At 59.0% G+C, this 6,368-nt stretch carries 7 protein-coding genes and 1 pseudogene; 7 read left to right on the top strand and 1 reads right to left on the bottom strand.

Annotated features, from left to right (window positions below):
• Window positions 1-187: accessory factor UbiK family protein (locus AAAB35_RS13950; protein ID WP_340668890.1), on the bottom strand; the 187-nt coding region annotated here is incomplete at its 3' end.
• 178 nt (window positions 188-365) lie between these two features.
• On the opposite strand from AAAB35_RS13950, the gene lgt reads away from it, so the two are divergent.
• From lgt to AAAB35_RS13985, 7 genes and pseudogenes are all read left to right on the top strand, one after another.
• Window positions 366-1,217, top strand: coding sequence for a prolipoprotein diacylglyceryl transferase (lgt, locus tag AAAB35_RS13955; RefSeq protein WP_340668891.1), 852 nt, complete (start codon window positions 366-368; stop codon window positions 1,215-1,217).
• The gene (locus AAAB35_RS13960; protein ID WP_340668892.1) at window positions 1,214-2,317 is read left to right on the top strand and encodes a class I SAM-dependent methyltransferase; all 1,104 of its coding nucleotides are present in this window, start codon (window positions 1,214-1,216) and stop codon (window positions 2,315-2,317) included. The genes lgt and AAAB35_RS13960 overlap by 4 nt, the downstream gene beginning before the upstream one ends.
• A 49-nt stretch (window positions 2,318-2,366) precedes the next feature.
• A complete protein-coding gene (gene pgeF / locus AAAB35_RS13965) occupies window positions 2,367-3,158 on the top strand; it encodes a peptidoglycan editing factor PgeF (RefSeq protein WP_340668893.1) in 792 nt (263 codons plus the stop codon).
• A gap of 4 nt (window positions 3,159-3,162) precedes the next feature.
• Window positions 3,163-4,314: a Xaa-Pro peptidase family protein gene (locus AAAB35_RS13970; protein WP_340668894.1), complete on the top strand. Its 1,152-nt coding sequence runs from the start codon at window positions 3,163-3,165 to the stop codon at window positions 4,312-4,314.
• 55 nt (window positions 4,315-4,369) lie between these two features.
• Window positions 4,370-4,981: a hypothetical protein gene (locus AAAB35_RS13975; RefSeq protein WP_340668895.1), complete on the top strand. Its 612-nt coding sequence runs from the start codon at window positions 4,370-4,372 to the stop codon at window positions 4,979-4,981.
• 144 nt (window positions 4,982-5,125) lie between these two features.
• Window positions 5,126-6,058 (top strand): ribose-phosphate pyrophosphokinase, encoded by a 933-nt coding sequence (locus AAAB35_RS13980; RefSeq protein ID WP_340668896.1) that lies wholly within the window; start codon window positions 5,126-5,128, stop codon window positions 6,056-6,058.
• 220 nt (window positions 6,059-6,278) lie between these two features.
• Window positions 6,279-6,368: pseudogene (locus AAAB35_RS13985) on the top strand (50S ribosomal protein L25); the annotation flags it as partial.

Below are 6,368 nucleotides of genomic sequence, written 5' to 3' on the forward strand. Positions count from 1 at the left end.
CGCGAATGGCCATCTCGCGCACAGCTTCGAAATCCTCACGCTGGACGACGTCCATTGTATTGAGCAGCCGTTCGGCCTGACCGCGAAATGCGGTTTCGACCTCGCGGCGCACGCCCTGTGCTGCGCCTGCTGCATCGGTCACAAGCTTTGCCAGTTCATCGAGAACGCGATTTGGTCCATTGCTCATGGCGGATACCTCTCTGGTTTCCCAATCAAATAATCGCCACCGCGAGCGATTGCAAGCAAGTCCGACAATGGCTTTATTTGGCGCCGGCACGCACAAATGTTATCTCACCGGCAGCTTGACGCTGTTCATGGCCTCGCGCATGGTCCCGCCAACATTTATCTTGCCACGGAGCGACTTTGTGAGCGAAATTCTCCTCCCCACATTAGCTGCGATTACTTTCCCTGATATTGACCCTGTTATTTTCTCCATCGGCCCGCTTTCAATTCATTGGTATGGACTTGGCTATGTCGTCGGCATTCTTTTCGGCTGGTGGTACGCCAAGAAACTCATCAGCAAGCCGCGTCTATGGGCGAATAATACGCCCCCGATGAAACCGACGGATCTCGACGATTTCGTCCTCTGGGCGGCGCTTGGTGTCGTCCTTGGCGGGCGGACTGGCTACATCCTGTTCTACGACCTGCCGAAATATCTCGCCAACCCGCTCGACATTTTCAAAGTATGGGAAGGCGGCATGTCATTCCATGGCGGCCTCCTCGGCGTCATACTTGCCATGATCCTTTTTGCGCGGTCGCGCCGGATCAACGTCTACAGCATGTTCGATACCATCGCAGCCGGCGTGCCCGTCGGGCTCGGTCTCGTTCGTGTCGCAAACTTCATCAACAGTGAACTTTGGGGACGCCCAACAGATGTCGCTTGGGGCATGGTCTTTCCGACCGGCGGCCCGTTCGTCCGCCACCCGAGCCAGCTCTACGAAGCAGCGCTTGAAGGCGTCGTGCTCTTCGCGGTGCTGGCCGCGCTCATCTTTTACGGGCGGAAGCTCAAGAGCCCGCGCTTTATCAGCGGAAGCTTCATTGGCCTCTATGGTCTGTCGCGCATCTTCGTTGAATTCTTCCGCGAGCCTGACGCACAGCTCGGCTACCTCTATGGTGGCTGGCTGACAATGGGCATGGTACTTTCCGTACCCATGGTTTTGGTCGGCCTTGCGTTTATAGTATCGTCAAAGAATCCCGAGGTCGCAACGGGCCGATGAAGCTCGAACAACGCATCATCCGGCAGATCGAAACAACTGGTCCGATCAGTGTCGCCGATTACATGGCAATGTGCCTGTTCGATCGTGATGAGGGCTACTACACGACACGGGAACCCTTCGGCAAGAATGGCGATTTCATCACGGCGCCGGAAGTCAGCCAGATGTTCGGCGAACTCATCGGCGTCTGGTGCGTGAATGCCTGGCGTGCGCTGGGCGCACCGGTTCCGTTCGTCCTATGCGAGATGGGACCGGGGCGCGGAACGCTGACGCAGGATCTACTGCGCGCCGCGACCAAGCTGGCCCCCGAGTTCGTTGCTGCCGCGAAAATCCATTTGGTCGAGATCAGCGATCGGCTGCAGGGAGTCCAGCGGGAAAAGTTGGCCGGGCACGAGGAAAGGATGATCTGGAACAAGAACTTCAGCGAAATTCCCGCGGGGCCTCTGCTTCTCGTTGCCAACGAACTCTTCGACGCCATTCCCTCGCGCCAATATGTCAAGACCAACGGCCGTTTCCTCGAGCGGATGATTGCTGTCGACGACGCTGGTCATCTCTTCTTTGCCGCGGGTCAGGGCTCGATTGATGCGTCGCTCTTGCCCGGTGCCGCCGATATCGCGCCGGAGGGCAGCATATTCGAGATCGCTCCGGCGCGCAGCACGCTGATGCAGGAGATTGCCGTGCGCATTCGGCACGAACGCGGTACCGCCCTCCTGTTCGACTATGGTCACCTGCAGCCGGGTTTTGGCGATACGCTTCAGGCACTTAGCCGGCACGAATCGGTAGATGTGCTGCATATACCTGGCGCAGCCGACCTCACCACCCATGTCGATTTCCATAGCCTGGCTCAGGCCGCCCGCCGGGAAGGGTGCAGGACGAATGCCATGACGCAGGGTAATTTCCTCCTTGCAATGGGCCTCATCGATCGGGCGGGCGCACTTGGCCGGGGCAAAACGCAGCATATCCAGGAGCAGATCCGTACCGATGTCGAGCGCCTCGCGGGACCCGACCAGATGGGAACACTGTTCAAGGTGCTTTGCATTGCCGATGCCGCCACGCACATCTATCCCTTCGAACGCAGTGAAGGCAGCACCCAAGGCAATTGACTTCCCGCGCTTGCTCAACCACCATCCCGAGCCTTGAAAGGCATACAGCATGATCAACTCCGAAAAACCGGCACCGTTGCGCTCAGCCCTGCTCGGATCCCCCGAAGAAGACCGAATCGCCCACGGATTTTTTACTCGCAAGGGTGGCGTATCCGACGGAATCTATCGTGGGCTCAATGTCGGGAGCGGGTCCAAAGACAATCAGGAGAGGGTCAGGGAAAACCGTCGTCGCGTCGCGGAATCGCTTGGCGCGCCACTGACCCATCTCGTCACGGTTCATCAGGTGCACTCCCCGGACGTCATCACCGTGAACGCTCCCTTTGTCGGTACAAGGCCGGATGCGGACGCCATGGTCACGGCGACACCGGGCATCGTCATTGGTTCGCTCTCGGCCGACTGCGGCCCCATCCTTTTTGCCGATAGAGATGCGAAGGTGGTTGGCTCTGCCCATGCCGGGTGGCGCGGCGCCATTGGCGGTGTACTTGAAAATACGGTGGAGGCCATGATCGCGCTCGGCGCGAAACGTGATCGCATCCAGGCCGTGCTCGGTCCGACGATCGGCCCGGACAACTACGAAGTCGGCGGCGAATTCTATGACCAGTTCGTTGAGTCGGATGCCTCCTACAGGGAGTTCTTCCAGCCCTCGCGCAACAATGGCCACAAGATGTTCGACCTGTGGGGCTTCATCGTGGCGCGGCTTCAAAAAGCCGGCGTCAATGCGACGGCGCTTCGCCGGTGCACCTATGCGGACGAAGATCAGTTCTTCTCCTACCGTCGGACGACCCACCGCAAGGAACCAGACTACGGTCGCCAAATCTCGGCGATCACTATCACGGAGTAACAGTATGGCCCTTCATTTCGAACCGGAAGAATTCGCAGCGCGCCGCGACCGCCTGATGATGGTGATGGCCGAGCAGAAGCTCGACGCGGTCCTGCTATTCGCTCAGGAAAGCATGTACTGGCTTACCGGATACGATACTTTCGGGTTCTGCTTCTTCCAGTGCCTTGTGATGAAGGCCGACGGCAGCCATGTCCTGATGACACGATCCGCCGATTTGAGGCAGGCGCGCCAGACGTCGAACATCGAGAACATCGTCGTTTGGGCGGATCGCGACAATGCCAATCCGGCCGCGGACCTGCGCGAGATACTGAATGATCTCGATCTTTTGGGCTGCCGCATTGGCATCGAGTACCAGACCCATGGACTGACCGCCGCTGACGGACGGCGTCTCGACGAACAGCTTACGGCTTTCGGGCAACTCGTCGATATTTCCGGCATCGTCGACAAGCTGCGCACGCTAAAAAGCCCGGCGGAGATCGTCTATATCCGCAAGGCTGCCGAACTCGGCGACGATGCGCTTGACGCCGCGCTCAAACTGATCAAGGCCGGAGCCGACGAAGGCGCCATCCTTGGCGCCATGCAAGCGACCATCTTCGCTGGTGGCGGCGACTACCCGGCCAATGAGTTTATCATAGGTTCGGGCGACGATGCGCTTCTTTGCCGATATAAGTCTGGCCGTCGCAAGCTCACCAAGAACGATCAGTTGACCCTTGAATGGTCGGGCGTCTACCGCCACTATCACGCGCCGATGATGCGAACGGTTCTTACCGGCAAGGCTTCGAAACGCCATCAGGAACTCTTTGATGCCGCGCAGGAGGCCCTGCTCGCCGTCGAAACAGCAATGACCCCCGCCTCGACATTTGGCGACGTATTCGAGGCCCATGCCAAGATCATGGAGGCGCATGAATTGACCCGCCACCGGCTCAACGCCTGCGGCTACTCGGTAGGCGCGCGGTTTGGGCCAGCCTGGATGGACATGCCCATGTTCTATCCGGGCAATCCCGAGCGCATTCAGCCCGACATGACCCTTTTCGCCCACATGATCATCTTCGACTCGGACAGCAACACCGCGATGACGCTGGGACGGACCTATCTTACGACCAATGGCGAGGCCGAAACCCTCTCGCGCCAACCTCTTGACTTGATCGTAAAATAAACCTCTCTTCGGCTTCTATTTTGATAAGGTGGCTCATGACGGGGTTTGACTGAAGATGAAGTCTCGTAACTCACTGACATGCGCGGTCGCAATGCTGGCAACACTCGCACTCGCCGCCTGCAACAGTTCAGAATCGCCGATGGGTGTTACCAAGGCCGATGTGCCGACAGCACAAGGCAGCGCAACGGCGCCGGGAACGCCAACCACCACCGCGCAGACGACGACAGGCACGCAGACAGCAGCGGGCGCACCGGTACCGACCGCGGCGACCACCACCGCAAATGCCCCGGGTGCCGCACGTACCGCCAAGTTGCGCTTTGCCCCCATTGTCGGCGCGCCGATTGCTGCAGCGACGCCGCTGTCGCAGCGCCTTTCCGCCCTCGCCAAGGAAAAGGGCATTGTCCTCGGCACCGCAGCTGATACCGACAATACCCACATCATGAAGGGCTATTTCTCCGCGCTGCCGGATGGCAACCAGACGACGATCATCTATGTATGGGACGTGTTAGACCCCGCTGGAACGCGCCTGCATCGCATTCAAGGGCAGGAAAAAGTGCCCGGTGGCGGCGCCGATCCCTGGAGCACGGTGCCGGCAAAGACCATGGAAGGCATCGCCGACAAGGCCATACAGGGCTACCTTGCTTGGGTTTCCGGCACAAAGACGTGACATATTTACGCGTTTTGCGTGATAATGCCGTGGAATAGAGTTTGATTCCTTGCTGCATGCTTGCATTGTGCGGGAAGCACAGTAAAAGGCCCGCCATATCCTTTAGTTGGCTGACGCTCTGAAAAAGACGTGGGGAAATACGGCATGAAACTCTTCGCGGGCAATTCCAATCGTGTTCTCGCCGAATCTGTCGCCAAATATTTGAATATTCCACTTGGAAAAGCGAGCGTCCGCCGCTTTGCCGATCAGGAGATATTTGTCGAGATTCAGGAGAACGTGCGCGGCGAGGACGTCTTCGTGATGCAGTCCACGTCATTTCCGGCCAATGACCACCTGATGGAACTGCTCATCATGATCGATGCGTTCCGGCGTTCCTCGGCCAAGCGCATCACGGCGGTGCTTCCCTATTTTGGTTATGCCCGCCAGGACCGCAAGCCCGGGCCCCGCACGCCGATCTCGGCAAAGCTCGTTGCCAATCTCATTACAGAAGCCGGCGCTAACCGTGTCCTGACGCTTGATCTTCACGCCGGCCAGATCCAGGGTTTCTTCGACATCCCGACCGACAACCTCTATGCCGTCCCCGTTATCGCCCGCGACGTGCGGGCTCATTATGGCACGTCTAACGTCATGGTCGTGTCCCCGGACGTCGGCGGCGTCGTGCGGGCCCGCTCGCTGGCGAAACGCATCGATGCACAACTCGCCATCGTCGACAAGCGCCGCGATCGACCGGGCGAATCCGAGGTGATGAACGTGATCGGCGACGTCCGTGGCAAGGACTGCCTGCTTTTCGACGACATCGTCGATTCGGGCGGCACGCTCTGCAATGCGGCCGAAGCGCTCCTTGCCAAGGGCGCAACAAGCGTGACCGCGTATATCACCCATGGCGTTCTTTCCGGCGGCGCTGTCGCCCGCATAGCGGGCTCGAAGTTGAAAGAACTGGTAATCACCGATTCCATCCAGCCGACGCCGGCCATCGAAGCAGCGCACAACATCCGCGTCCTGTCTATTTCCGACCTGATCGGAGAAGCGGTTTCGCGCACGGCCTCGGAAGAATCCGTCTCAAGCCTATTCGACTGAGCCCCACGGGGTTGTTGCGAGGATCGCCGACCAACAAACTTGCACTGGCTACGGCTTTCCGTTATAGAGCCGCCATCCGCGTAGACACCCTTGGAGGCAACGCGGAATGAGGCGGTCAATCATCCGGTCTCGGATGAGCGTTGGACCGCTTCATGTTTTTTGTGCAGCCATCCTGTGGTCTCGAAAAACACTCCAGATTTGAACCTCGAAAGGAAATGCCATGAGCGAAGCATACGAGCTCAAGGCCGAGGCGCGCGAACGGGTCGGTAAGGGGTCCGCCCGGGAAATTCGCCGCAACGGTAAAGTGCCA

It is taken from the genome of Phyllobacterium sp. (assembly GCF_037994425.1).
GTDB lineage: Bacteria > Pseudomonadota > Alphaproteobacteria > Rhizobiales > Rhizobiaceae > Phyllobacterium.

What these genes read in the sequence shown, in the direction of transcription:
- AAAB35_RS13960 (WP_340668892.1), top strand. Translation starts at nt 1,214, where the DNA reads ATGAAGCTCGAACAACGCATCATCCGGCAGATCGAAACAACTGGTCCG.
- pgeF (WP_340668893.1), top strand. Translation starts at nt 2,367, where the DNA reads ATGATCAACTCCGAAAAACCGGCACCGTTGCGCTCAGCCCTGCTCGGA.
- AAAB35_RS13970 (WP_340668894.1), top strand. Translation starts at nt 3,163, where the DNA reads ATGGCCCTTCATTTCGAACCGGAAGAATTCGCAGCGCGCCGCGACCGC.
- AAAB35_RS13975 (WP_340668895.1), top strand. Translation starts at nt 4,370, where the DNA reads ATGAAGTCTCGTAACTCACTGACATGCGCGGTCGCAATGCTGGCAACA.
- AAAB35_RS13980 (WP_340668896.1), top strand. Translation starts at nt 5,126, where the DNA reads ATGAAACTCTTCGCGGGCAATTCCAATCGTGTTCTCGCCGAATCTGTC.